The sequence below is a fragment of the Falsiroseomonas sp. E2-1-a4 genome, from assembly GCF_051433165.1.
Taxonomy (GTDB): Bacteria; Pseudomonadota; Alphaproteobacteria; order Acetobacterales; family Acetobacteraceae; genus Falsiroseomonas.
In genome coordinates this window covers 154,689-180,396 of record NZ_JBHMFS010000005.1, presented here as the reverse complement: position 1 = coordinate 180,396, position 25,708 = coordinate 154,689, and the positions used below count along the sequence as shown (strand labels likewise).

Sequence of the window (25,708 nt, the reverse complement as noted above, 5' to 3'; positions counted from 1 at the left end):
CATGTCGAAAGTCCTGCTTTCCGCCAGTTCGCTGTTTGCTGGCGTTGCGCTGCTGCTGACGGGACATGGGCTGCTGACCCTGCTGCTGCCGCTGCGTGGCGTGGCGGAGGGGTTCGGGCCGGTGGCCATCGGGCTGCTCGGCTCGGCTTATTTCGCGGGCTTCGTGGCGGGCTGCCTGCATGGGCCGCACCTGGTGGGGCGGGCGGGGCATATCCGCGCCTTCGCCGCCGTGGTCTGCGGCGTCTCCGCCGTCGCCTTCGCCTATCCGCTGCTGGTGGGGGAGGTCGCCTGGGCGGTGATGCGCTTCGGCTTCGGCTACGGCCTGGCCGTGTTCTACCTGGTGGTGGAATCCTGGCTGAACGACCGCGCCACCAACACCACCCGCGGCCTGCTGCTCGGCACCTATGTGATGATCAACCACGCCGCCATCGCGGCGGGGCAGATGATGGTGCTGGCCTATCCGGTGGCGGGGTTCGAGCTGTTCGCCGTGGCCGGCATCCTGATCAGCCTGGCTGCCATTCCGGTGGCGCTCAGCCGGTCGCCCCAGCCGGCGCCGGTGACGGATGTGCGGTTCCGGCCGGGCAAACTGTGGCGCGCCTCCCCGGTCGGGCTGGTCGGCAGCCTGATGGTGGGGCTGGCGAATGGTGCCTTCTGGGGGCTGGGCGCCGTGGCCGCCACCGGCTTCGGGCTGGATGAGAACGGCGCCGCGCTGTTCATGACGGCGGCGGTGCTGGCTGGTGCCGTGACGCAGATGCCGATCGGGCGGCTGTCGGACCGGATGGACCGGCGCTTCGTGCTGGCCGGGCTACTGCTGGCCTCGATCTGCGTCGGGCTTGTGCTGGGGCTGCTGGAAGCGCAAGGCATCTGGCTGCTGGTGCTGGCGGCCTGCTTCGGCGGCCTGGCGCTGCCCTGCTATTCCATCGCGGCCGCGCATGCCTATGACCATGCGGATCCGTCCGATTATGTCGGCACCGCATCCTCCCTGCTGCTGGTGAACGGGCTGGGCTCCATCGCCGGGCCGATCGGGGCGGCGCTGCTGATGCGGTCCTTCCCCGGCGGCGGGCTGTTCCTGTTCATCGCACTGACCCAGGTTGGGCTGCTGGGCTTCGTGCTGTGGCGCCTGCGCCAGCGCGCCGCCCCCGCGCCGGAATTGCGGGAGAGCTTCGACATGGCAGCCACCTCCCCGGCCATGGTCGGCGCCGTCATCACGCCGGGGGCGGAGACGGTGACGGAGGAGCCCAAGGGCTGACGCGCTGCGCTGCGCCTCAGGGATTGCGCGCCACGGCCCCGAGCGCGTCGGCCAGCGCCTGCCGGGCATAGGGTTTCCGCAGTACCGCGGCCGAGCCAGCCTCTCGGCCCGCCAGCGCGCTGGCGCTGCCATAGCCGGTGACGAAGATGTACGGTACGTCGCGCGTCTGCAGCAGGTCCGCGACGGGGAAGGAACGCTCCCGCCCGCCGAGATTCACATCGAGGATCGCGGCGTAGAGATCCGTCTCATTCACCGCGAGCCGCAGTGCTTCCGCGAGGTCCCGCGCGGGCCCGACAACCTCGTAGCCCAGTTCCCGCAGCGCTGCCTCCACCTCGAGCGACAGCAGCACTTCGTCCTCCACCACAAGCACGCGCAGCGGCGGACCCGCTGGATGCACCGGGCCAGTCCGGTCCGGCGCAGGTGCGGGAATGCAAGTCGCTTTCGGCGCCGGCATGCATCGCACGGAGCCATCAGGCCGGCGCGTCGCCGGCAGCGGCGGCAGGCTCAACGCGAAGTGCAGGCCTTCGGCGCGCCAGTCGAAGTTGGAACGGCCGTGAAGCTGCCGGTCCGCAAGCTGCGCGATGAGACGGGTACCGAAGCGGCGCGTCACCGGTGGACCTGCCACGGCCGGCCCGCCGCGTTCCGCCCAGGACAGGCGGAGCCCGCCATCCCCATCGCCAACCTCCCAGCTCAGGGCCACCTGGCCCTCCGGGCTGGAAAGTGCGCCGTGCTTCACGGCATTGGTGGCCAATTCGTGCAGCAGCATCGCCATCGGCTGGACGGCCTCGGGCGGGAGATGGGTGGATGCGCCCGCGAACTGGATGCGTCCCGCATGCGGCGCAAGCTCCTCCTCGGCCAGGGTGCGCAGGTCGGCGCCGCTCCAGGCATCCTGCGCGAGCAGGGAATGCGCCCGCGCCATGGCGGCCACGCGCCCTTCGACGGAGGCGGCGAAATGCTCCGGCGCCACATCGTTCGGGGTCAGCCGGACAACAGAAAGGGCGACGGCCAGCGCGTTCTTCGCCCGGTGGTCCACCTCCCGCACCAGCAGCATCCGGCGCTCGTCATCCTGCCGCTTGGCCACCGCCCGCGCCCGCAGCGCGGCATTGGCGGTGGCGATGCCGAGGCGCAGCGCCTCGAACTCCGCAACGCGCGACGCTTCCGCCGTCGGCAGCGCCAGCGCCTCTCCGGAATCGGCGGCAAAGGCCTGGGCATCCCGGACCAGCCCGGTCACGGGCCGCAGCAGGCGCCGGGAAAGCCAGATGGCCAGGGCGGCGCCGAGGCCGATGATCAGCCCGCCGCCAATTGCGAGCAGTTGCAGCGGCCGGCGCCAGGCAGCGGTGTAGGAATCCCATGCCTCCACGGTGCCGACGGTCCAGCCCGGGGCGGAGCCGAGCCGGGCAAAGCCGAGGACCACTTCCTGTCCCTCGAGCGCCGGGCCGCGCAGGAAGCCGGAACTCCGCCCAGCCGTTCCCTGCATGAACCAGGCCGGTGCCGGCGACCCCACGAAGCGCTCCGGCTCGCGCGATCGCGCGACGACATGGCCGCGGCCATCGACCATGACGTTGAAGGCCCTGCCCGGCGAGGCTTGTGCCTCCAGCAGGCCGGAAAGGCGAGGCAGCGCCAGTCGGGCCGCGAGCACGAAGCGGATGACGCCGTCACGCTCCACCGGGACGGCGACGCCGACCACGGCGTGGCGCGCCACCGCGCCGATGACAAGGTCCGTCACCAGGGGCTCGCCGGTCCGCGCCACGCGGCCGAAATCGGCTGCCGAAACGGCACCGGCCGGCGCACCCACCGGCAGAGCCGTGTTGATGAGCTGCCGCAGCGAAGTCGCGTCCAGCAGGATGAGCGAGGTTCCGAGCCCAGCGGCCGCGCGGCGTGCCTCGCGCTCGAAGGCTGCGATCTGTGGATTGTCGCCATCCAGCGCCGAGGAGGCGGCCAGGGCGGTGATCGCCGCCATGTGCGTGCCGATTTCCCGATCCGCCGCCAGGGCCAGCGCGCGCGCCGTGTCCCGCAGCCGCGCCTCGAAGGCGTCCCGATAGGCCCCGACCGCGCTCCACGCCGACACCGCGCCAAGGCTGAGCGCGGGCACCAGCAATACGAGTCCGAGACCCAGAAGGACGGTCTGCAGGCGTAGTCGTCGAGGGAGTGGCCACTGCATCAGAGGCGTCGCACCCTCTCTCACTGTCCGTATCCTTGCGGGCCCAGTGAGTTGGGCATCCCGCTTTCGGTCGGCAATGCTCCTTATTTTAGAAATGCCATTCAATCAATACTGAGCAGATCGTGGCTCAGCGCATGGGGTTTGCACCTTTTCTGGTGGCAATTCTTTCCCTGCGCCGGGCAAAACTGACGTCTGCGTTGTCAGCCCCCGGAGATCACCTTCAGCACGCCGGGCACCGCCAGGGCCGCGAATTGCTGGGCGGTGGCGATATCGGCTTCGCTGTACCAGCCGGCTTCATGCAGCAGGTTGATGGTGGCGATGCTCTGGCCGTCCCAGCGGACCGGCACGTTCAACACGCTCTCGCAGCCCAGGCTGCGGATCAACTCGTGGTCGTAGAAGACATCGGTGATGTCGGCATAGGTATGGCCGATATAGGGCACGCCCTCGCTCAACACCTTGCGGAACCAATGCGTCGGGTTGATCGGCTTGCGGCCGCCGATGGGGTATTCCTTCGGCATGTTCGAGTAATAGCGCTGGCTCTCATTGGCGCCTGGATGGATCACCAGGATGGTGAACAGCTTGTGGCCGATGGCCTGGCCCATGGCGGCGTCCAGCGCGGCAAACAGCGGACCCGGCTGGCCGCCCTGGGCGATGGCGGTGATGACGGGGGAGAAATCGGGAACGGGGCGGGTCATGGGGACGCCTTGGTACGGGTTTTCTCAGGGATGAGGCCCTGCGGCCGGAAACGCAGCAGCAGGATCAGGCTCAGCGCGATGATGCCCTCACGCAGCGCCGCCTTCTGCACCGGGCTGATGCCCGGGATGACGGCGGAGAGGAAGCGCGTGGATTCCAGCAGCGCGATGACGAACAGCGCGCCGATGATCGCACCCCGCATGGCGCCGACGCCGCCGGCGGTCAGCGCCAGCACGATGTAGATGGTCAGCAGCGGGGCGAAGCCATCGGGCGCGATATAGGCGTTGTAATGGGCGTACAGCGCCCCTGCCCCACCGAGCACCGCGGCGCCGATGGTGAAGGCGCGCACCTTGAACCACAGCACCGGCTTGCCGGCGACGGCGGCGATGTCCTGATCCTCCCGGATCGCGCGCAGGACGCGGCCGAAGGGGGAATGGGACAGGCGCGCGAGCAGCACGAACACGACGGCCACCGCCGTCCAGACGATGGCGAGATAGATCAGGTTGAAGCCCTGCGGGGAGACATCGCCACGCCACGGCCCCGGGATGCCGGAGATGCCATCCGTGCCGTTGGTCAGCCAGATCTCGTTCGACGCCACCAGGCGGATCACCTCGGCGAAGCCCAGCGTGACGATGGCGAGGTAGTCGCCCCGTAGCCGCGCGACGATCAGCGCCATCACGGCGCCGGCGGCCGCCGCCATCACCGCGCCGGCGGCCCAGCCCAGCGGCATCGGCCAGAGCAGCTTGGTGGTCAGCAGCGCGGAGGCATAGGCGCCGACGGCGAAGAAGCCGACCAGGCCGAGATTGACCATCCCCGCCAGGCCCCAGATCACGTTCAGCCCCAGCGCCATCAGCGCGTAGAAGCCGGCGAAGACCAGCATGGCGACCAGGTAGGCCTCCATCAGTTCCGCCCCCCCAGAAGTCCCTGCGGCCGGAACATCAGCACCAGCAGGATGGCGAGGAAGGCGGTGACGGTGCGGTAGGCGGGTGACAGCACCACCCCGGCCAGTTCCTCCCCCACCCCCACAACCATCGCGCCAAGGGCGGCGCCGGGAATGGACCCCAGCCCGCCCACCACGGCCGCGGCAAAGACGGAGAGCACGACGCGGAAACCGGTCAGCGGGTCGATGGAGGTATCGATGCCGATCAGCATGCCGCCACAGCCCGCCAGCCCGCCGCCAAGGAACACCGCGACGCGCGCGATGCGGTTGGGATCGACGCCCTTGATATCCGCCAGCACCGGATTGTCCGCCACGGCCCGCATCGCGCGCCCCAGCCGCGAAAAGCCCAGCAGCAGGAACAGCCCGCCCGCCGCGACGATGGCATAGCCGGTGTTCTGCAATTGTTGCGGGTTCACGCGGATGCCGTCGAAGCGCCAATCGCGCAGGATCGGCAGGTCATAGCCGCGCAGGTCGTTGCCGAAGCTGAAGCGGATGATGTTCTCCAGCAGGATGGTCATGGCGACGGAGGCGATGGCCACCGTCAGCGGCCCGGCCGGGCGCAGCGGCCGGAAGGCCACTTCCTCCGCCATCAGGGAGACCAGCCCGGCCACCAGGAAGGCCAGCGGCAGCGCAAGCCCCACCGGCCAGCCATAGACCGCATTCGCCACCCAGCCAGCGAAGGCGCCCACGGTGGCGAAGCCGGCAATGGAGAAGTTCGGGTAGCGCAGCACCGCGAAGATGCAGTTGAAGCCGATGGCGGGCAGCATCAGCACGCTGCCCGCCATCACGCCGTTCAGCAGGACCTGAACCAGGTCGCGCCAGTCTTGGATCATAGCGTGCCCTCAAACGCCGGGCGCGGCCTCCGGCCGCTTGGCTTCGCGGCATAAGCCGCGGCGGCCCTCCGGCCGCTTGGCTGCGCGGCATAAGCCGCGGCGGCCCTCCGGCCGCTCGGCCGGCAAAAAATGCCGGCCGCAAGTCGTCCATAGTGGCCCATGGAAAGATTCAAATCAGTTCGAGCACCCGGTAGGCGCCACCCTCCGCCACCTCGTAGCGGAACTTCGTGCCGCGGATGTCGCCGCGGTCATCGAATTCGCAGGGGCCGGAGGCGCCCTCGAAATTCACGGCGCGGCCGGCGGCGATCAGGCGCAGGCCGTCCGTGACATTGTCGACCTTCTCGCCATTGCCCTGGGAGATCTTGCGGACGTTGTCGCGGATCACGGTGCCGGTCGCCTCCCCACCCTGCGCTGCCGCCAGGATCGCCATGGTGGCGTGGTCATGCACCTGGGCAGAATAGGGGTCCACCTCCGTGCTACCGAAGGCGGCCTTCAGGCGGGTGAAGGCGGGGCTGTTCAGGTCGGGGCTCGGCTGGAAGGTGGTCAGGCCGTTCGTCACATCATTCGGCAGCGTGTTGAAGACGCTTGCGGGCGCGGCATAGGCGAAGGTGAAGCGGCGGCCGTCGAAGCCGGCGCGGTACAATTCCCGCAGCAGGATGGTCACGTCCGGCAGGTAGCCGTTCAGCATCACCGTGTCGGAGCGCGAGCGCATGATCTGGTCCACCTCCGACCGGAAGGCGGTCTTCTCCCGCTCATAGACGATGTAGCCGGAGACGGCGCCGCCAGCGGCACCCAGCGTCGCGGTCATCACATCCTGGCTGGACTGCGCGAAGGGCGACTGCGCCGCCATGTGGAAGACGCGCTTCGCACCCTTGCCGAGCAGCCACTTGCTCGCCGTCTCGATCTGCAGGCGGCTGTTCGGCTGGGTGCGGAAGATGTGCCCATTATGCGGCAGCAGGGTGATGCTGTCGGCGCCGGAGACGGTGAACAGGGGCACCCGGTTTTCCCAGCACAGCGGGGCGACCGCCGTGGTGACGGAGGACGCCCAGGTGCCCATCAGCGCCTGCACGCGGTCCACATCGATCAGCTTGCGCGCGCCGCGCACGCCGGCATCCGGGTTGGTCTGGTCATCCTCGAAGGCGAGCCGCACCTGGCGGCCCTTGATGCCGCCCGCGCTATTCGCCGCTTCGACCACGCCCTGCATGGCGCGCAGCATGGCGGGGCCATAGGGGCCGCCAGCGCCGGTCAGCGGCGGCAGCGCGCCGAAGACCACCGGCGTGGTCTGCGCGAAGGCGCGGCCGCCGATCGCGAAGGTGGAGACGGCGGCGGCCGCCCCGAGCAGGACGCCGCGGCGCCCGATTTGTGTCCCGATCATCACGTCAGCTTCCCTTTTATCGTTGTTGCACATCATCCGCCCAGGAACAGGCGGCGCACCTCGGGGTCGGAGGCGAGTTCCGCGGCCGGCCCGGTGCGAGCGACGCGGCCATCGACCATGACGATGCCATCCTCCGCAATCGCCAGCGCCTCCAGCGCATTCTGCTCCACCATCAGGATGGCGGTGCCCTCGGCGTGGATGGCGGCGATGTCGTCGAACAGGCTCTCGGCGGCCTTCGGGCTGAGGCCGGCGGAAGGCTCGTCCAGCAGCAGCAGCTTCGGCTCCACCATCAGCGCCATGCCCATCGCCAGGATCTGCCGCTGGCCGCCCGAGAGGTTGCGCGCGGCGCTGCGGCGCTTCTCGGCCAGCATGGGAAAGCGCGCGAACAGCGCCTCCACCCGGCGCGTGACGGTGGCGCGGGGTTCGAGGTAGCCGCCCATCTCCAGATTCTCCCGCACCGAAAGGCTCGGGAAGATGTTCGCCTCCTGCGGCACGAAGGCGACGCCGCGGGCGGCGATGCCGCGCGGCGGCAGGCCGGTCAGCAGCTCTCCGCCCAGGCGTACGCTGCCGGATTTGGCGCGCAGCATGCCGGCGATCGCTTTCAGCAGCGTGGATTTGCCGGCGCCGTTCGGTCCGACGATCGCGGCCATGCGGTGCGGCGGCAGAGTGACGGTGATGCCCTTCAGGATCTCATCCGCCGCGCCATAGCCGCCGACCAGCGCTTCGACTTCCAACAGAGGGGTCATGCGTGCGCTCGCCGGCCCATATAGGCCTCCTGCACCCGCGCATCCTCCGCCACCTGGGCGAAGCTGCCCTCCACCAGGCGGCGACCCTCCGCCATGACGATGACGGGATCGCAGAGGGAGGCGACGAAATCCATGTGATGCTCGACGATCAGCACCGTCAGCCCCTCATCGCGCAGCGTGCCGATATGGGTGGCGATCTCAGCGGAGAGGCTGGGGTTCACGCCCGCCACCGGCTCATCCAGCAGCAGCAGGCGGGGTTCGGCCATCAGGGCGCGGCCGATCTCCATCAGCTTCTTCTGGCCACCGGAGAGCGCCGCGGCCTGGTTGTCCAGCACTGCGGTCAGGTTCAGCCGGGCGGCGACGGTTTTCGCACGCTCGCGCAGCGCTTCCTCCCGCGCCCGCATCGCGGCGGGGCGCAGGATGGCGGCAGCCACGCTTTCGCCCGGCTGGGCGGGGCCATAGAGGAGAAGATTTTCCAGCACCGTCAGGCGCGGAATGCCGCGCGCTATCTGGAAGCTGCGGACCAGGCCGGCGCCGGTGATACGGTCTGATCGCAGGCCGGTGATGTCCTGGCCGTTGAACACCACCTGCCCCGCATCCGGCGGGATGACGCCGGAGATGCATTGGAAGGCGGTGGATTTGCCGGCGCCGTTCGGGCCGATCAGCCCGGTGACGGTGCCCGGCCGGACCTCCAGATCCAGCCCATCCAGCGCCACCACGCCGCCGAAACGGCGCGTCAGGCCGCGGACCTGCAACAGGGGTGTCGGGGGGGAGGCACTGTCCATTTCGGGAACGCTACACGCGCCCCCGCCGCGCCGGAAGCCCGGTTAAACGATGGCGCGTGGCCGTTTTGCGGGCCGGTAACCCGGACGCTGCGGCAGTGCCGAAAGCGCCGAGGGGCGGGGTGGCGGCGATGGCGCCCGCCGCTGGCCCTCCGCCTCCTCCTGCATCCGCGCCATCAGCGCCAACTCCGCCGGCGCCGCTTCCCGCAACAGGCCCGAGGCGAGCATGCGCTCGCGCCGGAAAGCCTGGTCGTCCATGTAAACCTCCTGAACCCCGGATGGGACTCGCCTACCCATCCTGGGCGCCTCCCTAGCTGGCAATGGCGACAGCCATCCGGCAGGGCCATGACGCAGAGATGACACTGATTCCGCTTAAGAGTTGTTGAAGACGCCCAGGTTGTTGCAGGCGCTGGGAATCATTCCGTCCAGCCATGCGCTTCCCCAGCCAGCCAGCGGCGGCCAGCGGCGTAGAGCGCCTGCACCTTCTCCCCCTTCAGGCCGGGCATGTCGGTCTTCACCTCGTAGCCGATGCCGGTCTGGAGATAGGCGAGGTGGCGGTAGCCCTCGGGGAAGCGGGCCAGCAGGGCGGGGTCCAGCGCAAGCTTCGCCGCTGGGTCCACCGGGTCCATCCGGTCCTTCTCATAGATCGGCTGGCGCAGGACGATGCCCCATTTGCCGTCACGCTCCTCGATGAAGTCGTGGAAGCGGCCAGTGCAGACTACATCCACCAGTACGCCATGCACCTCCGCCCGCTGGCTGATGGTCATTTTCGTCTGGGCGATGGCGCGGTGGCCCGCCAGATCGACGGAGCAGCCGCCGAGGAAATGCAGGATGGAGACGCCGCGCGCCCAACCGGCCTTGGAGGCGGCGATGAAATCCGCCGCCGAAGCCTGGCACCAGGTGGCCATCATCCGCCCATCCTCATGCCAGCAGGTGGCGAAGCGGTCCCAATCCCCGGCATCGCGCCAGACCGCCCAATTCTGCACCAGTTCGGCGACTTCCAGGCGGCGGATCAGGTCGGACATGGCGTGTTCCTCGGGCGCGGCGGCTTTGGGCTTGACGGGGGGCGACGCTGCCGTAATGGGATGAGCAACAAACGATTGCATCGATGTCGATTGCAACAGCACAGGGAAAATGTCCATGACCCGGGAAACACCGCCAAGCATCGGCCGCCGCACCGCCCTCGCCTTGCCGGCATTGCTGCTGCCGATGGCGGCCCGCGCCCAGGCGGCCTGGCCGGACCGGCCGGTGCGCTTCATCCAGGGCTTCGGCGCCGGTGGCACCACGGATATCGTGGCGCGCCTGCTGGCGCCGGCCATGTCCGCCGCCTGGGGCCAGCCGGTTGTGGTGGAGAATCGCCCCGGCGCCGGCGGCACGCTGGCCGCCAACACGCTGGCCCGCGCCAATGATGGCCACACGCTGATGCTGCTGAACAACGGTTTTGCGGTGTCCGCCGCGCTGTATCGCACCCTGCCCTATGACCCGCGCGCCGATATCGACCCGGTGGCAATGGTGGCCACCACCGGCCTGGTGATCCTGGCCGGGCCGAACGGCCCGAAGGACATGGCGGAATTGGTGGCGCAGGCCAAGGCGCGGCCGGATGCCATCAACTTCGCCACCGTCGGCGTCGGCAGCACGCAGCATTTCGTGGCCGAGGCGGTGCAGAGCGCCGGTGGATTCCGCATGACCCATGTGCCCTATCGCGGCACGCCGGCGGCCATCATCGCGCTGCGCAACAACGAGGTGCAGGTGGTAGCCGAGACCGCCTCCGCCGTGCTCGGCCAGATCCGCGGCGGGGAGGTGCGGGCGTTGGCCATTACCTCCGGCCAGAGATCTCCGCTGCTGCCGGAGGTGCCGACGGTGGCAGAGGCGCTCGGCCAAACTGGCTTCGACATCGTCACCTGGTACGCCATCGGCACGCCGGCCAATGCGCCGCCCGCCGTTGTGCGGCGCATCACGGACGTGGCACAGGCGATGCATGGCAATGCGGAGCTGCAGGCACGGCTCGGTGCGCTGGGCCTGACGCCGCGCGCGCCCGGCACGCCCGCCGAGACGCGCGCCACCGTGCATGCCGAGATGGCGCGCTGGGCCGAGGTGGTCGAGCGCACCAATATGGAACGACAGTAACAAGGATTACCCGCCGCGTGACCGACCGTACCGCCCCCGTCGCCCACCCGATCAACGCCCTGATGCAGGCGCGCTGGAGCCCGCGCGCCTTCACCGGCGCGCCGGTGACCGCAGAACAGGAAGCCAGCCTGCTGGAAGCTGCGCGCTGGGCCGCGTCCTGCTTCAACGAGCAGCCCTGGGTCTTCATCACCGCCCGCAAGGACGCCGAGCCAGAAGCCTTCGCCAAGTTGGCCGGGCTGCTCAGCGTGAACAACCAGGCCTGGGCGCCGCAGGCGGGGCTGCTGATGGTCTGTTTCCACCGCACCACCTTCGCCGCCAATGGCACGCCCAATGCGGTGGCGATGTACGACCTCGGCCAGGCCGTGGCGCAGATGGCGTTGCAAGCGGTGGAGCTGGGCCTCGGCAGCCACCAGATGCGCGGCTTCGACGTGGAGCGGGCGCGGGGCGAGCTTGGCGTGCCGGACGGGCATGAGCCGGTGGTGGCGATCGCGTTCGGCGTGACCGGCGCGCCGTCCCTGCTGCCGGAGAAGCTGGCGGAGCGGGAGGTGGCGCCGCGGGTGCGGAAGCCGATTTCCGATTTCGCGCATGTCGGCCAGTACGGGACGCCTGTGAAGGTGTGAGGGTCTGGGGGCACCAGACCCCCACCCCGACCCTCCCCCGCAAGCGGGGGAGGGAGAAACTCTCAAGCCCTGCCCCGCGCTTGCGGGGGAGGGTCGGGGTGGGGGCTTTCGCCCCCTATCCCACCGCGTCGCGGATCAGCGCGCCCCTGATCTCGCAGAAATCGGCGAAGGCGGCGACGAAGCCTTCGCGTTCCTCGGCGCCCACCATCAGCGACAGCGCCACCATGCCGCGCCGCGCGATGTAGTAACCGCGATCCAGCAGATCGAGGAACAGCAACTCCTTCAGCGCCTGGTTACCACGCGCCGCGTCCTCCGCATTGCGCGGCGGCGTCGGCATGAAGTGGAAGGCCATCATGCTGCCGCGGCCGGTGACACAGATCGGCAGGTCGCCGGCGGCCGCCTGCAACGCCGCGCGCAGCGCATCGCCGCGGGCATTGTGGCTTCGCGCGATGTCGGGCGTGTAGATTTCGGACAGCGCGGCGATGCCGGCGGACATGGTCAGCGTGTTGTTGTTGAAGGTGCCGGCATGCGGCACGGCATCCGGCCGCCGCGGGTCAAAGATCGCCATCAGCGACTCCCGCCCGCCGAAGGCGCCGAAGGACATGCCACCGCCGACATACTTCCCGAGCGTCGTCAGATCCGGCGTCACGCCGGTAAGCTCCTGCAAGCCGCCGGGGGCGAGGCGGCTGGTCATCACCTCGTCGAAGATCAGCACGGCGCCCGTCTCATCCGCCAGCGCGCGTAGGCCACGCAGGAAATCATCCTCCGCCGCGATGCAGCCGCCGCCGCCCAGCATCGGCTCCAGGATGATCGCGGCCAGGTCGCCGGCGTGTTCGCGCGCCAGGGCGGCCGCTTCCGCCAGGTCGTTGTAGCCGGCCAGCACCACGCGATGCGGCACGTTGATCGGGTTGGCGCCGAGCCCAAAAGTCATTAGCCCGCCATGGTAGCCGCCGCGAAAGCCAAGGATGGTGCTGCGGCCTGTCGAGATCGTCGCGCAGGCCAGCGCCAGCAGATTGGCCTCCGTCCCCGAATTGGTGAAGCGCAGCATTTCCAGCGACGGGAAGCGGTCCCGCACCAGATGGGCGAAGCGGTTTTCGAACGGGTTGTGCGCGGTCAGGTTCACGCCGGTATCCAGCGCCCGCAGCACGGCGGCGCGGATGGCCGGGTGGGAATGACCGAACAGCCCGGCGGTGTATTCGCCGATCATGCTGACATAGGCGTGGCCGTCGAGATCGCGGACGCGGCAGCCCTCTCCGCTTTCCGCCGTGAAGGGGAAGGGGCCGTGGAACAGCACGCTGCGGGTATTGCCGCCCGGCATCACCTCCGCGGCTTCGGCATGGCGCGCGGCGCTGGCGGGGCGGCGGGCGGCATAGCCCTCCCGCGCCTCCACCAGCGCATCCTCGATCATGGCATTGCGAACGGACATCCACGCCCTCCCCCATCCTGCCGCCGAGGCTAGACCTGCAAGGCGGAGGTCGCCAAGCCGAACACCGCTTGCATCCCAGCATTGACGGCGATGCCGCAGGCGGAAAGAATGTCGCGGCACGATGCCGCAGGGGCATCGCAACGGAGCCTCCCTCATGCTGCCACCCGGCCTGCGCTGCTTCCTCGCCGTCGCCCAGGCCGGCTCGATGCGGGAGGCGGCGCAGCGGCTGCGCCTGGCGCAATCCGCGATCAGCCGCCGCATCCAGCAGCTTGAGGAAGATCTGGGCGTGCAGCTTCTGGAACGCGGCGCGCGCGGCGTGGCGCTGACCCCGGCCGGCGAAATCCTGCTGCATCATGGGCGAGAGGCGACGCAGTTGACGGAGCGCCTGCGCGCCGACCTCGATGCACTGCGCGGCGTGCGGCGCGGCCATGTGGTGCTGCGCCTGGTGGAGAGCTTCGCCGCCTGCGGCCTGGCCGATGCGCTCGCCAGCTTCCGCAGCGCCTACCCCGCCGTGACGCTGGACATCGCCGTGGTCGGGTCGGGGGCGATCCTGGCGGGGTTGCAGGAGCGTACCTGCCATCTCGGAATTGCCTTCAACCCGCCCGCCGATCCGGAGGTGGAGGTGCTGGCCTCGGCGGCGGAGCCGCTGGCGGTGATGCTGGCGCCGCACCACAAGCTGGCCGGCGCCACCACGCTGACATTGGCGGATCTGGTCGGCATGCCGCTGGTCGCCCCCTCCCACCTCGGCAGTTCACGGGCGCTGTTCGATACCGCCTGCCGCGCCGCGCGAGTGCCGATCCGCCCGGTGCTGGAGACCAATTCGGCGCATGTCGCAGCGGGATTCGTAGCGGATGGCAAGGGTGTGGCGGTGATGGTGCCGCGCGTGCTGGCGCTGCAGGTGGAGCAGGGCAGGGTGAAGGCGATTCCGCTGACCGACCCGCTGCTGAACGGCAGCCGCATCGCCCTGCTGGCCCGCCGCGGCCGCCGCTTGCCGGCGGCGGCGGAGGCGCTGTCGGCCAGCCTCGCGCGGGTGCTGGAACAGGCGGCCTGACCTTTGAAACCCGGCCCGCCCTGCCCAGTTAAAGGGGCTGGATATGGGACGAGGACGATGGCAAGCGGCTGGGCGCCGGATGGCGCGGTGCAGGATCAGATCGACGACACGGTGCGCGAGGGCATCCTGCGCGCCCGCGCGCGGCTGACCGCCGGCAGCGGCGAAATCCACTGCGTGGAATGCGGTGAGGAGATTCCGGAGGCACGTCGCGCCGCCCTGCCGGGCGTTCGGACCTGCGTCGCCTGCCAATCCGCCCGGGACCGGCGCCCCGCCGCCTTCGGCATCAACCGCCGCGGCAGCAAGGACAGCCAGCTCAAATAGTCACCGCGTCCCGTTCCGCCTGGCTCATGTGCAGGCCGAGGCGGGAGCGGCGCCACAGGATGTCCTCCGCCGTACGCGCCCATTCCTCCCGCACCAGCCAGTCGATTTCCCGCTGCGTCAGCCCGGCGCCGAAATCCCGGCCGAGATCCGCCATCGACGTGGCATTGCCCAGTAGCGCCGGCACTTCGCTGCCATAGGCGCGCACCAGCCGGGCGCGCAGCGCGGGCGTTAGCCAGGGGAAGCGGGTGGCGATTTCGGCCTCGTACCCCGCGAGGTCACGGCCGCCGAAATCGCCGCCGGGCAGCGCCGCGCCGCCGGTCCAGGCTGGCGCGGGCCGGCCGAGCGCCTTGCCGATCTTTTCCACCGCTTCCTCCGCCAGGCGGCGATAGGTGGTGATCTTGCCGCCATAGATGCTGAGCAGCGGCGCCGCCTCGGTGTCCAGCTTCAGCACATAATCCCGCGTGATGGCGGAGGGATCATCCGTGCCGTCATCATACAGCGGCCGCACGCCGGAATAGGACCAGACGATCTCATCCGGCGTCACCGGCCGCTTGAACTGGCGGCTGACGGCGGCGCAGAGATATTCGGCTTCCTCCGGCGTGCAGTGGGCGGTGGCGGCATCCCCCTCATGCGGCACGTCGGTGGTGCCAACGAGAGAAAACCTGCCCTGGTAGGGGATGACGAAGACCACGCGGCGATCGTCGTTCTGCAGAATATAGGCCTGGTCGCCCTCATACAGCGCGGGCAGCACGATATGGCTGCCGCGGATCAGGCGGACGCTGCCGGCGCGGGCCGCATGGGTCTGGTCCTGCGCCGAGAGCACCCAAGGGCCGGCGGCATTGACCAGCGCCTTGCAGCGCAGGGTTTCCTCCGCCCAGTCCGCGCGGCGCAGTCGAACGGTCCAGCCCGCGGCATCCCGCGTCGCATCCGCGAAGGCGGTGCGGGTGCGGATGGTGGCGCCGCGGCGGGCGGCGTCCTTGGCGTTCAGCACCACCAGGCGGCTGTCCTCCACCCAGCAGTCCGAATAGGCGAAGCCCTTGGCGATGCCGGGCGACAGCGGCGCGCCAAAGGGGTGCTTCCGGAAATCCAGGCTTTCGGCCCCCGGCAGGCTGACCCGCCGCGCCAGATGGTCATACAGGAACAGCCCGGCGCGGATCAGCCAGCGCGGCCGCATCTCGGCCCGGTGCGGCAGCACGAAGCGCATCGGCCAGACGATGTGGGGGGCGATTCGCAGCAGCACCTCGCGCTCCGCCAGCGCTTCCCGCACCAGGCGGAATTCGTAATGCTCCAGGTAGCGCAGGCCACCATGCACCAGCTTGGAGGAGTTGGAGGAGGTTCCGCTGGCGAGGTCGCCGCGTTCCACCAGGCAGGTGGAAAGCCCCCGCCCTGCCGCATCCCGCGCGATGCCGGCGCCATTGATGCCCCCACCGATCACCAGCAGGTCGAAGTCGTGTGTCATGTCCTGGTCATGTCGCCCGAATGGGCCGCGCGGGAACTGGAGGAGGGGAAGGGATTCGAACCCTCGATAGGGTTTTACCCCTATAACGGTTTAGCAAACCGTCGCCTTCAGCCACTCGGCCACCCCTCCTCAGGGTGTGAAGTTGCACGACGTATGCAGCGCGTCTCATAGCGGGCCGGACCCGGGCGGGCAAGCGCCTGCCCGCGCCGTTCTTGCAAGCTCAGGAAAGCGCCACCTCGAAGCCGCGCTGGGTGGCGGGGCGGGCCATCATGCGAGCGTACCAGGCGGCCACGTTGGCTAGGTCGTCGAAGGGCACCTCATGGCGCTCATGCCGCCAGGCCCAGCCGAGGATGGCGAAATCGGCGATGCTCGGCTCGCCGTCTGTGGCCACGAAGTCCCGGCCGGCCAGGCGGCGGTCCAGCACGCCATACAGGCGCTTGGTCTCCTTGTGGTAGCGCGCAAAACCGTAGTCCCGCGCCGGGCCTTCCGGCTGCATCAGGAAGTGGTGCACCTGGCCGGGCATGGGGCCGAAGCCGCCCATCTGCCACATCAGCCATTCCAGCACCGCCACCTTGCCGCGCGCATCCTGCGGCATGAATTTTCCGGTCTTCTCAGCCAGGTACAGCAGAATCGCACCCGATTCGAAGACGCTGATCGGCTGCCCATCCGGCCCATCCGGGTCGATGATCGCGGGAATCCGGTTGTTCGGGGAAATCTTGAGGAAATCCGGCTTGAACTGCTCGTCCTTCGAGATGTTCACCGTATGGACGGCATAGGGCAGCCCAGTTTCCTCCAGCGCGACCGAGATCTTGCGGCCGTTCGGCGTATTCCAGGTGTAGAGGTCGATCATGGCGATGCGTCTCCTTGCTGGAAGGTTTGATCCCACGAAGCCGCATGGACGCAAAGACCCGGGACGGTGACACAGGTGGCGCTTGACCCGCCCGCGTCGGGTTTGCGATTCTGAAGGCCGTGCAGCACCTCACCCCTCTCGGTGCCGGCTCCGCCGGTGCCCGGGACGACGACACGCTCTGGGCGGTGATTGCCACCGCCGGGCGGAAGTCACGCGTGGCCAATGTCTATCGCAACCGCATGGCGGCACTGGAGGATCGGGCCTGGCGGGCGCAGCAGGTCTCGGCCTACGAGGATTTCCTGCGGCGATCGAAACAGCCGGTGCCGCACTATTCCGTGGCGCCGATTCGCCGCGCCGACCTGCCCAAGGCCTGGAGCCCCCTGCCCGCGCTGGGCTTCCTGCGCGGGCAGTTCATCTGAGCGCGGCGCGGGCCTCCGAGGCCAGGGCGCCGGCGGTCGCGATGTGCAGGTCGGTGCGGCGGGCGATATCGTCGAGGGCCTCGGCCAGGTAGCGGATGCGGTGCGGCGCTCCGAGCATCCAGGGGTGAATGCCGAGGCCCAGCACCCGCCCGCCGCGGGGTTCCGCCAGCAGCCGGTCCAGCGCCTCCGCCACCAGAGCCGGCCAACTTGGCGCGGGAACGCGGCGCAGCCAGAGGGTCTGCACATCGTCCCATTCTCCGGGCGGCGGCAGGGCGAGCAGGCCGCAATTGTGCAGGTAGGGCGCCTCGTCATTGGCCCAGTCCAGGCCGTAGCCGAAGCCCGCTTCTACCAGAAGGCGCGTGGTATGCGGCGTTGCGCCATGGTCCTGGCCCAGCCAGCCGGTGGCGCCGGGCCACAGTTTCGTCAGGCCATCACGGACCTGCATGATCTGCGCGGCCTCCTCCGCCTCGGTCATCCGGCTCGTGGTCATGCGGCTGGCGGAGAGGCCATGCGCCACCGGCTCGAACCCGCGATCCCGATAGGCGGCGACGAGTTCCGGGTGACGCTGGGCGGCCATCAGGTTGACGGCGACGCTGGCCGGCAGTTGCAGGCGGTCCAGCAGATCCAGGATGCGCCAGGCGCCGATGCGGTTGCCGTAGTCGCGCTGGGTGTAGGTGGTCCAGTCCGGGTTGCCGCTGAAGAAGGCGCCGCGAAAGCGCGGGTCGCGATGCGTGCCGTCGGGCGGCTGAAGTTCCGTGTGCTCCAGATGCAGCAGCAGATACACCGCAACGCGACCCCCGCCAGGCCAGCGGAAATCCGGCCGGATGGGCTGCGCGCTGTAGGGGTGGATCGCATGGTCCATGCCGCGTGGCGGGATCATGCGCGCATCGCGGCGTCGTAGTGGTTCGCAAGGTACCAGTCGGCCATCTCGGCGCCGGTCGCGAACCATACCCCCTCATGCCGCCGGATATGTCCGAGCAGCGCATCGAGGAAGCGGATGCGGTGCGGGCGGCCCATGATGTAGGGGTGCAGCGCGATGCACATCACCCGCGGCTGGGTGGCGCCTTCCGCATACAGCGTCTCGAACATGTCGATCCCGGCGCGCAGGAAATCCGCGCCCTCCGCCGCGCCGGCGCCGATCATCACCGCGTCGTTGAGGTCCATGCTGTAGGGGATGGAAACCAGGCGGCCGCTTCGGACGCGGATCGGGGTCGGCTGATCGTCGTGGTAGAAGTCGCAAAGGTAGGAAATGCCCGCCTCCGCCACGAGGTCCGGCGTGACCAGCGTGTTCGACGCGGCCGGTGAGAACCAGCCGCGCAACTGCTTTCCGGTCATGCGCTTCCAGGCGGCAACGCTGGCCTCGATCTCTGCGCGCTCGGCGTCTTCGGGCAGGTTCCAGTGGTAGCGCGTGTTGGACAGGCCGTGGCTGAACACGTCCCAGTCGCGTTTCAGCATGCCGTCGAGGATCTCGGGGAACATGTCCCCGACAGACATGGAGAAGGAGACGCTGCCGCGGATGCCGTGCGCGTCGAGGCACACCATCATCCGCCAGACGCCGGCGCGGTTGCCGTAATCCTTCAGCGAATAGGACAGCACATCGGGGTGCGGCGTGCGGGGCCAGGGATCACGGGGGCTTCCCTGCTGGGCGGGCAGGAATTCGTAATGCTCGATATTCGGACACACCCAGACCGCCAGCCGCGCCCCGCCGGGCCAGGTGAGCCTGGGCCGGAAGGGCAGCGGCGCGTGCGGGTAGCGGTCCTCGGGCAATATCATCCCGCGCGCCTTCGGCGGGATCACGCCGCGAGCTGGTCCTTGATGAAGCGGCCGCCCTGCATGATGGCGGACAGGTGCTTGCCCTGCCCGGTCAGCAGTGACAGATCCTTCAGCGGATCACCCTCCACCACCACCAGGTCGCCATAGGCGCCGGGTTCGATGGTGCCGATCTGCCCTTCCATGCGCAGCAGCTTCGCCGCGTGGATGGTGGTGGAGCGGATCACCTCCATCGCCGGCAGCACGCGGCCGCGGATGACGAATTCGTCCGACTGGTGGCGATGCATCTCCGCCAGCAGGTCGCTGCCATAGGCCATGGTCAGGCCGGCGCGCTGCATCTTCTCCAGGCTCGCCAGGCCCGCCAGCCGCACCGTGTCGATCTTCGCCACGCTTTCGGCGCCGAGGCCGAAGCTGGCACCTTCGTTCTTCAGCGCCTCATAGGTCACCAGCGTCGGGCAGGCGATGGCGCCGGCCTTGGCGGCCTTGCGGGCGGTGGCTTCCTCGATGAGGTTGCAGTGTTCCAGGCTGCGCACGCCGGCATCGACGGCGCGGCTGATCGCCTCATCGGTGTAGAGGTGGGCCGCGACATAGGTCTGCGCGAGCTGCGCCTCCTCCACCGCCGCGCGCATCTCGTCCATGGAATAGCCGAGGAAGGCGATGGGGTCGGTGGGGCTGGCGACGCCGCCATTGGCCATGATCTTGATGTAGTCGGCGCCGGCCTTGATCTCCTCCCGGCACGCACGGCGCACCGCATCGACGCCATCCGCGATCCGGCCGAGGCAGCCGAGGCGGGATTCGAGATAGCGCATGTCCCGCGAATCGTAGCGCCCGCGGCCATCGCTGTGCCCGCCGGTCGAGGAAATCGCCTTGCCGCACAGCACCATGCGCGGCCCGTCGAAGCCGCCTTCCTCCCACGCCACGCGCAGCCCCTGCGTCGCGCCGCCGAGGTCGCGGATGGTGGTGAAGCCGCGCATCAGCATGCCGTTCATGATGCGCGCGGCGCGGAAGGCGATGACGGCGTCCGGCAGCAGCGCATTCAGCCCAAAATTCACCGTGGTGGAGATGACATGCACATGCGCGTCGATCAGCCCCGGCATCAGGGTGCGGCCGGCGAGATCCACCTGCCGGGCGCCGGTGGCGGAGATGGGCTTGTCCGAAACCTCCTTCACCTTTCCGCCTTCGACCAGGACATGCCCCTCGATCCCGCCATCGACTCGGCCGTCGAGGATGCGGGCGTTAGCGAAGAGTGTGGCGGACATGGCGGTCTCCAGGCGATGATGCGGCAAGGCTAGACCATAAAAAACCAGGGGGGGAGACGGGGATGGATCGCGAGTCCTTCGAGGCGGCGCTGCCGCAGGCCGGCTTTACGGAAACCATCGCCCGCGACCTGCCGGCCGGGGATGCGACGCCGGAACACAGCCACCCCTTCGATGCGCGCCTGCTGATCCTGTCCGGCGCGCTGATCCTGGACCAGGGCGGTATTCGGCGCCGCTACGGCGCGGGCGAGGTGTGCGAGGTGCCGCGCGACACGCCGCATGTGGAAACGGCCGGCGCCACCGGCGTCAGCTACATCGCCGGGCGCAGGCGCTAGAAGCCGACCGCCAATTCCTCCAGCTTTGCCCGGATCAGCGCCTTCGGCACCTTGCCATAGCCGGATTTCGGCAACGCATCCCACACCACCACCCGCAGCGGCTGCTTGAAGCGGGCGAGCATCGGCGCGAGGTGGGCGAGCAGCGCCGCTTCCTCCACCATGGCGCCGTCGCGGCAGACCACGCAGGCGACGCCTGCCTCGCCCCATTTCGGGTGCGGCAGGCCGACCACGGCGGCCTCCGCCACCGCCGGATGGGTCAGGATCGCCTCCTCCACCTCCCGCGGATACACGTTGGAGCCGCCGGAGATGTACATGTCGGAGGCGCGCCCGGTGATGAACAGGAAGCCCCGCGCATCCAGCAGGCCGAGGTCGCCGGTATGGAACCAGCCGCCGGCGAAGGCGCGGCGGTTGGCGTCCTCATTCTCGAAATAACCGGCGAAGACGGCCGGGCCGCGGACGCAGATCTCGCCGATCTCGCCGGGCGGCAGGCGGGTGCCGCGCTCGTCGAGGATGGCGATGTCCATCCCCGTCCGCGCCACGCCGCAGCTTCCGGAATTTGCGGGCACATGCTGGTCCGGCCGCAGCACGGTGATGTTGCCGGTGACCTCGCCGAGGCCGAAATACTGCACCAGGCAGGGGCCGAGTTTTTGCAGCGCCTCCGCCTGATCCGCCTGGTACATCGGCGCGCCGGCGTAGATCACGTGGCGCAGACTGGAATGGTCGTGCCGGTCCGCGGCCGGGTGGCGCACCAGGGCGGTCAGGATGGTGGGCACGGTGAACATGTTGGTCACGCGATGCCGGGCGACCAGCGCCCAGGTTTCCTCCGGGTCCAGCTTTTCACCCGCCAGCAGCACCGTCACCGCGCCGCGCGCCACCTGGCCAAGCTGGTGGATGCCGGCGCCATGCGACAAGGGCGCGACAACCAGGGAGGCATCGCGTTCCGTCGTGCCGGGCACCAGATCCGCCAGATGGTTGGTGACGACGAAGGCCATCTGGCCATGCGTCAGCACCGCCGCCTTGGGCCGGCCGGTGGTGCCGGAGGTGTAGAAGAACCAGCAGGGATCATCCGCCGCCACCTCCGCCTCATGGTCCGGCGCGGGCGGCGTGGTGGCGGCGAGCAGCGCCTCGTAATCCTGCTCATCGCCCTGGGCGTCGCCCACCGCGATCACCTGGCGCAGATGCGGGCTGGCCTCCCGCACCGCCGTGGCGTGGCCCGCGAAGCCCGCATCCCGCAGCATCACCACGGCGCGGGAGGAGGCACCCAGATACGCGACCTCCGCCGGCGTCAGGCGGTAGTTGGTGGGGACCCAGACGGCGCCGATCTTGAAGCAGGCAAAAAGGCTTTCGAACATCGCGTTGGAATTGCGCGAATGCACCAGCACACGGTCGCCCTTGGCCACGCCGAGGCCGCGCAGCGCCTGAGCCAGCAGATCCACCCGCGCATCCAGCTCGGCGAAACTCCAGCCGCGGTCGCCCCAGACCAGGGCCGGCGCATCCGGAATGCGGCGCGCGGTCTGCGTCAGCAGCCGCCCGAGATTCATCGCCGTCGCAACGCCCATTTTCCGCCCCATGCCGCCTTCCCGGCAGGATAGGGGGCAAACCGCTTCCGGCTCCAGAACCACTCGCGGGCCGGCCTTACACGGGGCGCATCAGACGGGGCGGTCGCCCTTGTTCACCTTCAGGGTCCGGTTGTCGGCGGCCGGCAGCATCTTGGCCGGGTCGCGGGTGACGACGATGTCGAGCACCGTGGGCGTGTCCGTGTTCTCCAGCCCCGCCCGCAATGCGCCGGCCAGCTTTTCCGGATCTTCCACGCGGATGCCCTGGCAGCCCATGGCATTGGCGATGTTGGCGTAATTCATCTCCACCAGGTCGCTGGACTGGTAGCTGCCGGGGCCGAAGACGGCGTGCTGCAGCGCCTTCACATAACCCGATGCCGCATTGTTGAAGATGCAGGCAACGATCGGCGCGCCGACGCGCCGGGCGGTTTCCAGATCACCCATCGACATGTTGAAGCCGCCATCGCCGGTCAACGCCACCACGCGCCGCCCCTTCCCCACCCCGATCTGCGCCCCGATGCCACCAGGAACGCCGTAGCCAATTGACGCAAAACCGCGATCCGCGACGAAGCCGCGCCCTGCCCGCTTGGTATCGAACAGCAGCCCGCCCCAATGCCCGGCGAAGCCGCCATCGGCCACCAGCACGGCATCCGCGGGCAGCATCTTGTTCAGCTCGCCCATCAGGCGGCCGACGTTGATGGGCGATTCCACCGATTCCAGCCGGTCCTTCGCGGAGTCCAGCCAGGCCGCCATGCGCCTCGGCACCTCCGCGCACCATTTTGCGCGGCGGTCGGCACGCGGGCCGAGTTCCGCCAGCAGATCCTCCAACCCGCAACGCGCATCGCCCACCAGCGCCACATCCTGGCGCGTGGTGCGGCCGATTTCCTCGGCCACGATGTCCAGATGGATCAGCGGCACGCCGGCGGGCATCAGGGAGAAGCGCTTGGTGGCGATCTCGCCCAACTTGCAGCCCACCACCAGCAGGCAGTCGCTCATGCCGATCAGGTCGTTGGCGATGCGCGAATAGCGGCCGAAGACGCCGGCCGACAGCGCATGGTTGCAGCCCACCGCGCCCTTGCCGGACATGGTGTGCGCCATCGGAATGCCCTGCGCCTCGGCGAGCGCGGCGAGCGCCTCATGGGCCTCGCTGATATGCACGCCGCCGCCGGCCAGGATCAGCGGGCGTTCCGCCTTGGCCAGCAGCGCGGCGGCGCGGGCCAGGTCGTCGCGCGCCGGGCGGGACCGGCGGGCCTGGGCGCGCAGCGTGCCCGGGTCGAACCAGAAATCGGCCGCGTCGAAATCATGCTCGCCATGGGCAATGTCCTCCGGCACCGCGATCAGGACCGGGCCGGGACGGCCGGAGGTCGCCACGGCATAGGCGCGGCGGATGTGCTCGGGAATCCGCGAAATCACTTCGACGCGGATCGCCTCCTTCACCAGCGGGCGCAGCACGTCGAACTGCCGTGCCTCCTGCGTCATGTTCTTCCAGGCGTGCTGGCGGTTGGCGTCGCCGATGATGGCGACCATCGGCATGCCGGCGTTGAACGCCTCCGCCAGCCCCGTCGCCAGGTTGGTCGCCCCCGGGCCGAGCGTGCCATCGGCCAGGCCGGGCCGGTTGGTGACGCGCGCATAGGCATCCGCCGCGAAGGCGCCGCAGCGTTCGTCATTGATCAGGTAGTGCTGCACGCCGAGCACGCGGCAGGCCTCATAGAAAGGTAGAAGCTGGAAGCCGCCCATGCCGAACATCGGCCCGGCCTCATGCAGTTTCAGCATCTCGGCAAGTGCGGCGCCGCCGGTCATCCGGCGTGTGGCATTGGCAGACATGGTCAAAGACTCTCCAGCATCTTGGCGACGAATTCGCGCGTGGACAGGCCGATGCAGGCGCCGCGCGCCTCGGCGGCTTCATTGAGGGCGGAGATGTAGCCATCCTCCCAACTGCTCATCGCATCGCCGATCCGGGCCGAAAAGGCGGAGACGGTGGCAGCCGCGATACCGCGCTCGGCAAGCGCCGGCAGGCGGGACAGGCCGGCGCGGTCGGCGCCGATGCCGGCGTCGTTGTAGACGGCGGCCAGCACATCCGCCTTAACCGCACTGGCCTTGCGGCCGCCGAGCAGCCCGCCATGGGATCCGGTGACGATGATGCGCCCCGTATCCTCCGGCCCGACCAGCCCGTTCGAATCCAGCGCCACCACCTGCACCGGGCCGCTGTCCGAAACCACCTGCCGCGCCTCATCCATCCCGCCCGGTGCCTCCGCCGCCGGCAGCCTGGCGGCCAGCAGCCGGTCCAGCGCGACGGAAGCCTTCATGCCGATCTTCAACCCCAGTGCGGAGCCGGGGCCATTGACGTTGGAGAGCACGCCGCGCGCCAGCATATCCGCGCCATCGCCAATGCGGGCGCTTTCATGCGCCACGGCGGCGGCGGGCACGAAGCGGGATTCCAGCCAGAAGATGCCGCCAACACCCGCCCGGTCCCGGCCGATTCCAGCATCATGCAGCAGCAGCCCTGCCACGCCGTGCCGCGCCGCATACCAGGCGGCATAGACCGCGCCATGACTGCCGCAGCAGGCCACCCGCCCACGCGAGGCCGCATCCAGCTGCGTCACACTATCGACAACCAACGGAACCACGTCGGCCATGTTCAGTACCCCCCGGCTTGATTCCTTCGCGCGCTGTCGCATGCTCCGCAAGCCCCCTGGCCGGCCACCGTGAGAAGTGCGGCACGAAGGGGGCGGCCATGGGGGGAAGCGGATGACCAAAACGGGCGATAATCGCGCGCGGCTGATCGCGCTGTATACCACCATGTGCCGCATACGCGCCTTCGAGGAAACCGCCCTGGCCGCCCACAAGGCCGGCGAGATCCCGGGGCCGCTGCATGTCTCGATCGGCCAGGAGGGTGTGGCCGCCGGCCTCTGCATGAATCTCCGGCCGGATGACCGCATCACCTCCAACCACCGCGGCCATGGCCATGCGCTGGCCAAGGGCGCGGGGGTCGCCGGCATGATGGAGGAGCTGTTCGGCCGCGCCGGCGGGCATTGCCGCGGCAAGGGCGGGTCCATGCATATCGCCGATTTCAGCGTCGGCATGCTGGGCGCCAATGGCGTGGTGGCGGGCGGCATCCCGATTGCGGTCGGCGCCGCACAGGGGCTGAAGCTGCTGGGGCAGGATTCCATCGTCGCCTGCTTCTTCGGCGACGGCGCCATCAATCGCGGCCCCTTCCTGGAAGGGCTGAACTGGGCGGCGCTGTACCGGCTGCCGGTGCTGTTCGTCTGCGAGGACAACGGGGTAGCCGCCTTCACGGCGACCGCCAGCGTCACCGCCGGACCCGGGGTTGCCGCGCGCGCGGCCTCCCTCGGCGTGCCCACGGTGGCGGTGGATGGCAATGATGCGGCGGCGGTGGATGCGGCGGCGGCGCAGATGGTGGCGGAGATCCGCGCCGGCTCCGGCCCGCAGCTGTTGCATGCCACCACCTATCGTCTCACCGGCCATACCAGCACAGACCCCGCCGCCTGGCGCCGCACCGCGGAGGTGGAAGCCGCACAGGCGGCGGAGCCGCTCGGTCGCCTGCGCGACCGCCTGCTGGCGGAGGGCGTCGCCACCGCCGAGCTCGAGGGTATCAGGGGCGAGGCCTTCGCTGAAATGTCCACCGCCCGTGCCGATGCGCTCAGCGCGCCCTGGCCGGATGCGGCCGTCGCCTGGGAAGACGTGCAGGATTGCGGTGCGATGCAGGGGGCTGACTGAG

26 protein-coding genes and 1 tRNA gene are annotated in these 25,708 nt (G+C 69.5%); 8 read left to right on the top strand and 19 right to left on the bottom strand.

Annotated features, from left to right (window positions below):
* The first annotated feature begins 1 nt into the window (after position 1).
* Complete coding sequence (locus ACFHNC_RS07725; protein WP_437168642.1) at positions 2-1,249, top strand: MFS transporter; 1,248 nt, start codon at positions 2-4, stop codon at positions 1,247-1,249.
* 16 nt (positions 1,250-1,265) lie between these two features.
* Here the strand turns inward: ACFHNC_RS07725 and ACFHNC_RS07720 are convergent, their stop codons facing one another.
* From ACFHNC_RS07720 to ACFHNC_RS07680, 9 genes are all read right to left on the bottom strand, one after another.
* Positions 1,266-3,341 (bottom strand): HWE histidine kinase domain-containing protein, encoded by a 2,076-nt coding sequence (locus tag ACFHNC_RS07720; protein ID WP_437168641.1) that lies wholly within the window; start codon positions 3,339-3,341, stop codon positions 1,266-1,268.
* Positions 3,342-3,610: 269 nt separating this feature from the next.
* A complete protein-coding gene (locus ACFHNC_RS07715; protein WP_437168640.1) occupies positions 3,611-4,105 on the bottom strand; it encodes a GAF domain-containing protein in 495 nt (164 codons plus the stop codon).
* Entirely contained in the window at positions 4,102-5,004 is a 903-nt protein-coding gene (locus ACFHNC_RS07710) for a branched-chain amino acid ABC transporter permease (protein ID WP_437168639.1), read from the bottom strand. The genes ACFHNC_RS07715 and ACFHNC_RS07710 overlap by 4 nt, the downstream gene beginning before the upstream one ends.
* Entirely contained in the window at positions 5,004-5,876 is an 873-nt protein-coding gene (locus ACFHNC_RS07705; protein WP_437168638.1) for a branched-chain amino acid ABC transporter permease, read from the bottom strand. The genes ACFHNC_RS07710 and ACFHNC_RS07705 overlap by 1 nt, the downstream gene beginning before the upstream one ends.
* A gap of 169 nt (positions 5,877-6,045) precedes the next feature.
* Positions 6,046-7,251 carry an ABC transporter substrate-binding protein gene (locus tag ACFHNC_RS07700; RefSeq protein WP_437168637.1) on the bottom strand — a complete coding sequence of 402 codons (1,206 nt, stop codon included), beginning with the start codon at positions 7,249-7,251 and terminating at the stop codon, positions 6,046-6,048.
* A gap of 32 nt (positions 7,252-7,283) precedes the next feature.
* Entirely contained in the window at positions 7,284-7,997 is a 714-nt protein-coding gene (locus ACFHNC_RS07695) for an ABC transporter ATP-binding protein (RefSeq protein ID WP_437168636.1), read from the bottom strand.
* Positions 7,994-8,782: an ABC transporter ATP-binding protein gene (locus tag ACFHNC_RS07690; protein WP_437168635.1), complete on the bottom strand. Its 789-nt coding sequence runs from the start codon at positions 8,780-8,782 to the stop codon at positions 7,994-7,996. The genes ACFHNC_RS07695 and ACFHNC_RS07690 overlap by 4 nt, the downstream gene beginning before the upstream one ends.
* A 42-nt stretch (positions 8,783-8,824) precedes the next feature.
* Positions 8,825-9,037, bottom strand: coding sequence for a hypothetical protein (locus ACFHNC_RS07685; protein ID WP_437168634.1), 213 nt, complete (start codon positions 9,035-9,037; stop codon positions 8,825-8,827).
* A gap of 158 nt (positions 9,038-9,195) precedes the next feature.
* A complete protein-coding gene (locus ACFHNC_RS07680; protein WP_437168633.1) occupies positions 9,196-9,804 on the bottom strand; it encodes a nuclear transport factor 2 family protein in 609 nt (202 codons plus the stop codon).
* A gap of 115 nt (positions 9,805-9,919) precedes the next feature.
* Between ACFHNC_RS07680 and ACFHNC_RS07675 the strand changes: the two genes are divergently transcribed.
* Entirely contained in the window at positions 9,920-10,906 is a 987-nt protein-coding gene (locus ACFHNC_RS07675) for a Bug family tripartite tricarboxylate transporter substrate binding protein (RefSeq protein ID WP_437168632.1), read from the top strand.
* 17 nt (positions 10,907-10,923) lie between these two features.
* A complete protein-coding gene (locus ACFHNC_RS07670; protein WP_437168631.1) occupies positions 10,924-11,526 on the top strand; it encodes a nitroreductase family protein in 603 nt (200 codons plus the stop codon).
* Positions 11,527-11,641: 115 nt separating this feature from the next.
* On the opposite strand, the gene ACFHNC_RS07665 is transcribed toward ACFHNC_RS07670, so the two are convergent.
* Positions 11,642-12,952 carry an aspartate aminotransferase family protein gene (locus tag ACFHNC_RS07665; RefSeq protein ID WP_437168630.1) on the bottom strand — a complete coding sequence of 437 codons (1,311 nt, stop codon included), beginning with the start codon at positions 12,950-12,952 and terminating at the stop codon, positions 11,642-11,644.
* A 154-nt stretch (positions 12,953-13,106) separates the two neighbouring features.
* Between ACFHNC_RS07665 and ACFHNC_RS07660 the strand changes: the two genes are divergently transcribed.
* Positions 13,107-14,003 (top strand): LysR family transcriptional regulator, encoded by an 897-nt coding sequence (locus ACFHNC_RS07660; protein ID WP_437168629.1) that lies wholly within the window; start codon positions 13,107-13,109, stop codon positions 14,001-14,003.
* Positions 14,004-14,060: 57 nt separating this feature from the next.
* The gene (locus ACFHNC_RS07655) at positions 14,061-14,324 is read left to right on the top strand and encodes a DksA/TraR family C4-type zinc finger protein (protein WP_437168628.1); all 264 of its coding nucleotides are present in this window, start codon (positions 14,061-14,063) and stop codon (positions 14,322-14,324) included.
* On the opposite strand, the gene glpD is transcribed toward ACFHNC_RS07655, so the two are convergent.
* From glpD to ACFHNC_RS07640, 3 genes are all read right to left on the bottom strand, one after another.
* Positions 14,317-15,783 carry a glycerol-3-phosphate dehydrogenase gene (gene glpD / locus ACFHNC_RS07650; protein WP_437168627.1) on the bottom strand — a complete coding sequence of 489 codons (1,467 nt, stop codon included), beginning with the start codon at positions 15,781-15,783 and terminating at the stop codon, positions 14,317-14,319. The two genes, ACFHNC_RS07655 and glpD, sit on opposite strands and share 8 nt — an antisense overlap.
* A 37-nt stretch (positions 15,784-15,820) precedes the next feature.
* Positions 15,821-15,912, bottom strand: a tRNA-Ser gene (locus tag ACFHNC_RS07645).
* Between the two features lie 91 nt (positions 15,913-16,003).
* Entirely contained in the window at positions 16,004-16,633 is a 630-nt protein-coding gene (locus ACFHNC_RS07640; RefSeq protein WP_437168626.1) for a glutathione S-transferase family protein, read from the bottom strand.
* 119 nt (positions 16,634-16,752) lie between these two features.
* On the opposite strand from ACFHNC_RS07640, the gene ACFHNC_RS07635 reads away from it, so the two are divergent.
* Positions 16,753-17,052: a hypothetical protein gene (locus ACFHNC_RS07635; RefSeq protein ID WP_304814124.1), complete on the top strand. Its 300-nt coding sequence runs from the start codon at positions 16,753-16,755 to the stop codon at positions 17,050-17,052.
* On the opposite strand, the gene ACFHNC_RS07630 is transcribed toward ACFHNC_RS07635, so the two are convergent.
* The 3 genes from ACFHNC_RS07630 to ACFHNC_RS07620 are packed head-to-tail and all read right to left on the bottom strand — an operon-like array spanning position 17,045 to position 20,081.
* Positions 17,045-17,932 (bottom strand): polysaccharide deacetylase family protein, encoded by an 888-nt coding sequence (locus ACFHNC_RS07630; RefSeq protein ID WP_437168625.1) that lies wholly within the window; start codon positions 17,930-17,932, stop codon positions 17,045-17,047. The two genes, ACFHNC_RS07635 and ACFHNC_RS07630, sit on opposite strands and share 8 nt — an antisense overlap.
* Positions 17,929-18,825 (bottom strand): polysaccharide deacetylase family protein, encoded by an 897-nt coding sequence (locus ACFHNC_RS07625; protein WP_437168624.1) that lies wholly within the window; start codon positions 18,823-18,825, stop codon positions 17,929-17,931. Before ACFHNC_RS07625 ends, ACFHNC_RS07630 begins: the two co-directional genes overlap by 4 nt.
* A 20-nt stretch (positions 18,826-18,845) precedes the next feature.
* A complete protein-coding gene (locus tag ACFHNC_RS07620) occupies positions 18,846-20,081 on the bottom strand; it encodes an amidohydrolase family protein (protein ID WP_437168623.1) in 1,236 nt (411 codons plus the stop codon).
* Between the two features lie 62 nt (positions 20,082-20,143).
* On the opposite strand from ACFHNC_RS07620, the gene ACFHNC_RS07615 reads away from it, so the two are divergent.
* Positions 20,144-20,413 carry a cupin domain-containing protein gene (locus ACFHNC_RS07615; RefSeq protein ID WP_437168622.1) on the top strand — a complete coding sequence of 90 codons (270 nt, stop codon included), beginning with the start codon at positions 20,144-20,146 and terminating at the stop codon, positions 20,411-20,413.
* Here ACFHNC_RS07615 and ACFHNC_RS07610 read toward each other — a convergent pair.
* The 3 genes from ACFHNC_RS07610 to ACFHNC_RS07600 form a co-directional block, all read right to left on the bottom strand.
* Positions 20,410-21,984, bottom strand: a complete 1,575-nt coding sequence (locus tag ACFHNC_RS07610) for an acyl-CoA synthetase (RefSeq protein WP_437168621.1) — start codon at positions 21,982-21,984, stop codon at positions 20,410-20,412. The genes ACFHNC_RS07615 and ACFHNC_RS07610 overlap by 4 nt on opposite strands.
* Positions 21,985-22,062: 78 nt before the next feature.
* A complete protein-coding gene (locus ACFHNC_RS07605; RefSeq protein ID WP_437168620.1) occupies positions 22,063-23,793 on the bottom strand; it encodes a thiamine pyrophosphate-binding protein in 1,731 nt (576 codons plus the stop codon).
* Positions 23,794-23,795: 2 nt separating this feature from the next.
* Complete coding sequence (locus tag ACFHNC_RS07600) at positions 23,796-24,605, bottom strand: hypothetical protein (RefSeq protein ID WP_437168619.1); 810 nt, start codon at positions 24,603-24,605, stop codon at positions 23,796-23,798.
* A gap of 112 nt (positions 24,606-24,717) precedes the next feature.
* Between ACFHNC_RS07600 and ACFHNC_RS07595 the strand changes: the two genes are divergently transcribed.
* Positions 24,718-25,707 carry a thiamine pyrophosphate-dependent dehydrogenase E1 component subunit alpha gene (locus ACFHNC_RS07595; RefSeq protein WP_437168618.1) on the top strand — a complete coding sequence of 330 codons (990 nt, stop codon included), beginning with the start codon at positions 24,718-24,720 and terminating at the stop codon, positions 25,705-25,707.
* Position 25,708: the final 1 nt, after the last annotated feature.

What these genes read in the sequence shown, in the direction of transcription:
- ACFHNC_RS07625 (WP_437168624.1), bottom strand. Translation starts at nt 18,825, where the DNA reads ATGATATTGCCCGAGGACCGCTACCCGCACGCGCCGCTGCCCTTCCGG.
- ACFHNC_RS07710 (WP_437168639.1), bottom strand. Translation starts at nt 5,004, where the DNA reads ATGGAGGCCTACCTGGTCGCCATGCTGGTCTTCGCCGGCTTCTACGCG.
- ACFHNC_RS07705 (WP_437168638.1), bottom strand. Translation starts at nt 5,876, where the DNA reads ATGATCCAAGACTGGCGCGACCTGGTTCAGGTCCTGCTGAACGGCGTG.
- ACFHNC_RS07715 (WP_437168640.1), bottom strand. Translation starts at nt 4,105, where the DNA reads ATGACCCGCCCCGTTCCCGATTTCTCCCCCGTCATCACCGCCATCGCC.
- ACFHNC_RS07685 (WP_437168634.1), bottom strand. Translation starts at nt 9,037, where the DNA reads ATGGACGACCAGGCTTTCCGGCGCGAGCGCATGCTCGCCTCGGGCCTG.
- ACFHNC_RS07700 (WP_437168637.1), bottom strand. Translation starts at nt 7,251, where the DNA reads ATGATCGGGACACAAATCGGGCGCCGCGGCGTCCTGCTCGGGGCGGCC.
- ACFHNC_RS07665 (WP_437168630.1), bottom strand. Translation starts at nt 12,952, where the DNA reads ATGTCCGTTCGCAATGCCATGATCGAGGATGCGCTGGTGGAGGCGCGG.
- ACFHNC_RS07725 (WP_437168642.1), top strand. Translation starts at nt 2, where the DNA reads ATGTCGAAAGTCCTGCTTTCCGCCAGTTCGCTGTTTGCTGGCGTTGCG.
- ACFHNC_RS07675 (WP_437168632.1), top strand. Translation starts at nt 9,920, where the DNA reads ATGACCCGGGAAACACCGCCAAGCATCGGCCGCCGCACCGCCCTCGCC.
- ACFHNC_RS07695 (WP_437168636.1), bottom strand. Translation starts at nt 7,997, where the DNA reads ATGACCCCTCTGTTGGAAGTCGAAGCGCTGGTCGGCGGCTATGGCGCG.
- ACFHNC_RS07600 (WP_437168619.1), bottom strand. Translation starts at nt 24,605, where the DNA reads ATGGCCGACGTGGTTCCGTTGGTTGTCGATAGTGTGACGCAGCTGGAT.
- ACFHNC_RS07630 (WP_437168625.1), bottom strand. Translation starts at nt 17,932, where the DNA reads ATGATCCCGCCACGCGGCATGGACCATGCGATCCACCCCTACAGCGCG.
- ACFHNC_RS07620 (WP_437168623.1), bottom strand. Translation starts at nt 20,081, where the DNA reads ATGTCCGCCACACTCTTCGCTAACGCCCGCATCCTCGACGGCCGAGTC.
- glpD (WP_437168627.1), bottom strand. Translation starts at nt 15,783, where the DNA reads ATGACACACGACTTCGACCTGCTGGTGATCGGTGGGGGCATCAATGGC.
- ACFHNC_RS07595 (WP_437168618.1), top strand. Translation starts at nt 24,718, where the DNA reads ATGACCAAAACGGGCGATAATCGCGCGCGGCTGATCGCGCTGTATACC.
- ACFHNC_RS07615 (WP_437168622.1), top strand. Translation starts at nt 20,144, where the DNA reads ATGGATCGCGAGTCCTTCGAGGCGGCGCTGCCGCAGGCCGGCTTTACG.
- ACFHNC_RS07680 (WP_437168633.1), bottom strand. Translation starts at nt 9,804, where the DNA reads ATGTCCGACCTGATCCGCCGCCTGGAAGTCGCCGAACTGGTGCAGAAT.
- ACFHNC_RS07655 (WP_437168628.1), top strand. Translation starts at nt 14,061, where the DNA reads ATGGCAAGCGGCTGGGCGCCGGATGGCGCGGTGCAGGATCAGATCGAC.
- ACFHNC_RS07610 (WP_437168621.1), bottom strand. Translation starts at nt 21,984, where the DNA reads ATGGGGCGGAAAATGGGCGTTGCGACGGCGATGAATCTCGGGCGGCTG.
- ACFHNC_RS07690 (WP_437168635.1), bottom strand. Translation starts at nt 8,782, where the DNA reads ATGGACAGTGCCTCCCCCCCGACACCCCTGTTGCAGGTCCGCGGCCTG.
- ACFHNC_RS07660 (WP_437168629.1), top strand. Translation starts at nt 13,107, where the DNA reads ATGCTGCCACCCGGCCTGCGCTGCTTCCTCGCCGTCGCCCAGGCCGGC.
- ACFHNC_RS07640 (WP_437168626.1), bottom strand. Translation starts at nt 16,633, where the DNA reads ATGATCGACCTCTACACCTGGAATACGCCGAACGGCCGCAAGATCTCG.
- ACFHNC_RS07605 (WP_437168620.1), bottom strand. Translation starts at nt 23,793, where the DNA reads ATGTCTGCCAATGCCACACGCCGGATGACCGGCGGCGCCGCACTTGCC.